Source organism: Dietzia sp. SLG310A2-38A2 (genome assembly GCF_014145095.1).
Taxonomy (GTDB): Bacteria; Actinomycetota; Actinomycetes; order Mycobacteriales; family Mycobacteriaceae; genus Dietzia.
The window spans coordinates 1,880-4,861 of the sequence record NZ_JAALDX010000306.1 but is presented as its reverse complement, the minus strand read 5'-3'; the positions used below and the strand labels follow the sequence as shown (position 1 = coordinate 4,861).

Annotated in this window: 4 protein-coding genes; 1 reads left to right on the top strand and 3 read right to left on the bottom strand. The window is 68.6% G+C overall.

Translation table 11 applies throughout. The features are described from left to right. The coding region (locus tag G6027_RS11355) for an NAD(P)-dependent oxidoreductase (RefSeq protein ID WP_182637282.1) at positions 1-528 on the top strand (528 nt) is incomplete at its 5' end. A gap of 66 nt (positions 529-594) precedes the next feature. Here the strand turns inward: G6027_RS11355 and G6027_RS11350 are convergent. From G6027_RS11350 to G6027_RS11340, 3 genes are all read right to left on the bottom strand, one after another. Continuing rightward, positions 595-1,002: an SPW repeat protein gene (locus G6027_RS11350; RefSeq protein ID WP_194306710.1), complete on the bottom strand. Its 408-nt coding sequence runs from the start codon at positions 1,000-1,002 to the stop codon at positions 595-597. Positions 1,003-1,156: 154 nt separating this feature from the next. Beyond that, on the bottom strand, positions 1,157-1,990 hold the full coding sequence (locus tag G6027_RS11345) for an ABC transporter permease (protein ID WP_206682489.1): 834 nt from the start codon (positions 1,988-1,990) through the stop codon (positions 1,157-1,159). After that, the coding region (locus tag G6027_RS11340; RefSeq protein WP_346995702.1) for an ABC transporter ATP-binding protein at positions 1,987-2,982 on the bottom strand (996 nt) is incomplete at its 5' end. The genes G6027_RS11345 and G6027_RS11340, both read right to left, overlap by 4 nt.

Genomic DNA, 2,982 nt, shown 5'->3' with positions numbered 1-2,982 from the left:
GCGATCATCGGCGCCGGCGGCATCGGCCGCGAGCTCGTGCCACTGCTCACCGCCTGCGGAGCGCGAACACTCGCCGTCACCAGGTCCGGCCGCCCGGTCGAGGGAGCCGCCCTCACCGTTCCGGCCGAGCGAACCGAGGAGGTGCTCGCGCAGGCCGACCACGTGGTGCTGGCCGCGCCCGACACCCCGGAGACCCGTCACCTGATCAACCACCGCACCCTGGCGCTGCTCCGCCCGCACTCCTGGATCGTCAACGTGGCCCGCGGGCCCCTGATCGACCAGGCAGCCCTCTACCGCGCACTCACCGCCGGAGTAATCGGCGGCGCCGCGCTCGACGTGACCGATCCGGAGCCACCCGCGCCGGACGACCCGCTGTTCGGCCTCGACAACGTGGTGATCACCCCGCACGTCGCCAACCCGGCCGGACGGCTCACCGAGGAGATGGCGGCGCCGCTCGCGGAGAACCTGCGCAGGTTCGTCGACGGCGAGGACCTGCTGTCCGTGGTCGAGTACGGCCGCGGCTACTGACGGCCTCAACCGGAACCCGCGGCCCGGGGGACGTGCGGCGGCTCCCCATCGGGGGCCACTCCGGACTCAGAGGCCGCTGGTCGCGTGCGGCTCGCGAGTCCTGGTGGTCGTGGCGGCGGTCTCGTCGTCCGTTCGAGTGATGAGGGCGTACCCGATCACCGCGATACCCACGACGAGGTGCGGCACCCACACCTTGGCGTCGTTGTCGGCGAAGCCGAAGATCCACGGCGACGCAGCCAGCACGACACCCACCAGCACATCGGTCCACACGTGGATGCGCATGGGCACCAGCTTCATGGGACTGACGGGGCTGGTGGTGGTCAGCTCGCTCAACAGGATCACCACACCGACGACGATCGCCGTCCACTTGGCGGCCTCGACGTCCGCGAAGCCGAAGATCCACGGTGCGACGACGAGGACGGCACCCACGATCAGGCCGATGATGGTATGAATCCTGCTCGAAATGACATGCATTGACGTCACCTGTTCCTTCCCTCCGGGGGCACGTACCTCCCGGTTGACTCTCACTGGCGCCGCCCACCGTAATAAATACGATCCGGGCTGGCTACCGCAGTGAGGACGCGACGAGGGGCCGCAGCCCGGTCACGCACGCACCACGCCGAAGTCGTCAGTCCACCGCACGGCGGACGAACCCGCGCAGACCGATGACCGCGAACGCCAGCGTCGAGACCCCGAGCCCGAGCGCGATCCACTCCGCCCCCAGATGCGGCGACGAGGTCAGGGCGGCGCGCATGCCCTCCGAGACGTAGGTGAGCGGGTTGAACAACGTCAGCACCTGGAACCACCGCAGGGAGTCGAGCAGCTGCCACGGGTAGAACGTCGCACCGGTGAAGATCAGCGGCGTGAGGGCCAACGCGAAGACCATGTTGATGCGTCGCGCCGGGACCGACGTGCCCAGCACCAGGCCGATCGACGCCCCGGCAAGGCCGCCGACGATCAGGAGTACGGCGAACACTCCCCAGTTCGCCCCTCCGGTCTGCACCCCACCCGGAAGGATCAGTGCGGCGAGCGGCAGGATCAGCAGCGCCGCGATCAGGGACCGACCGGTCGCGAACACCAGCTTCTCCACCCCCACCATCAGCGGAGAGATCGGCGCCAACAGTCGGTCCTCGATCTCCTTGGTGTACGAGAACTCGATCACCAACGGCAGCGCCACGTTCTGCAGGGCCGTCAGCACGAGCGTCAGCGCGATGATGCCCGGCAGCAGTTGCGTCGCGTAGGCCTCGTCCACCGCGCCGATCTCCGGCAGGACGAGGCCAAAGACGAAGAGGAACGCCAACGGTTGCATGAGCGACTGCGCGAGGAAGCCCCCGAGCTCGTGACGGAGGGTGTTCCAGATGTCACGCTGCAGCAGGCCCAGGAAGGCCCGGAAACCGGTCGCGCGCGCCAGCATCGGGTCCTGGTCTCTCGTCAGGTCACTGTTTCTCGTCAGGTCACTCATCGCAGCTCCCGCCCGGTCAGGTGCACGAACACGTCTTCCAGGCTGCCCTCGAGCCGGCGCGCGTCGTGGACCACGGCTCCTCGTTGTTCGGCGACCGCGATCGCCTCACCCAGGCGACTGTCGCCGTAACACCGCACCCGCCACCGTCCCTGCTCGAGCTCGGCGGACTCCGTCTCCCCCAGTTCTGCCAGCAGCGGAGCGGGATCGTCGGGCGCGTCCAGCACGAGCTCGATGCCGCGACCACCCGGCAACAGATCCCGCAGACCGGCCGGCGTGTCCAACGCGATGCGCTGACCGTGGTCGACGATCGCGATCCGCTCGCACAGTCGATCCGCCTCCGCCATATCGTGCGTGGTCAGCATGATCGTGGTGCCGGAGCGGTGGAGTTCGGTCACCCGGTCCCAGAGGAACAACCGCGACTGCGGATCCAGCCCCGTGGTCGGTTCGTCGAGGAAGAGCAGCGGCGGACGGTGCATGAGTGCCCGCGCGATGAGTACGCGCTGCGCCATACCGCCGGAGAAGTTCTCCACCTGCTCATCGGCGCGGTCGGCCAACCCGAACTGTTCCAACAGCTCACGGGAGCGCCGTCGCCTGTCCTTCAGCCGCATGCCGTAGTAGGCGCCGTGGAACGTCAGATTCTCCAGGGCGGTCAACGATCGGTCCAGGTTGCTCTGCTGCGGCATCACCGCGATCCGCCGCTTGACCGCCTGCGGTCCGGCCACCACGTCGATGCCGTCGATCCGCGCGGTGCCGGAGGTCGGCTTCACCCGCGTGGTGAGAATCCCCAACGTCGTGGTCTTGCCGGCGCCGTTGGGCCCGAGCAGACCGAAGAGTTCGCCACGACCCACCGTGAAGTCGATGCCCTTGAGCGCGACCGGACCACGGCGACCGTATTGTTTGCGCAGCTCGCGGACCTCGATCATCGGATCGTCGCCGCGCTCCTCCGCCCGAGCGTCAGAGCGCATCGCGTCGTCGTTCAGGCCCACACAGTC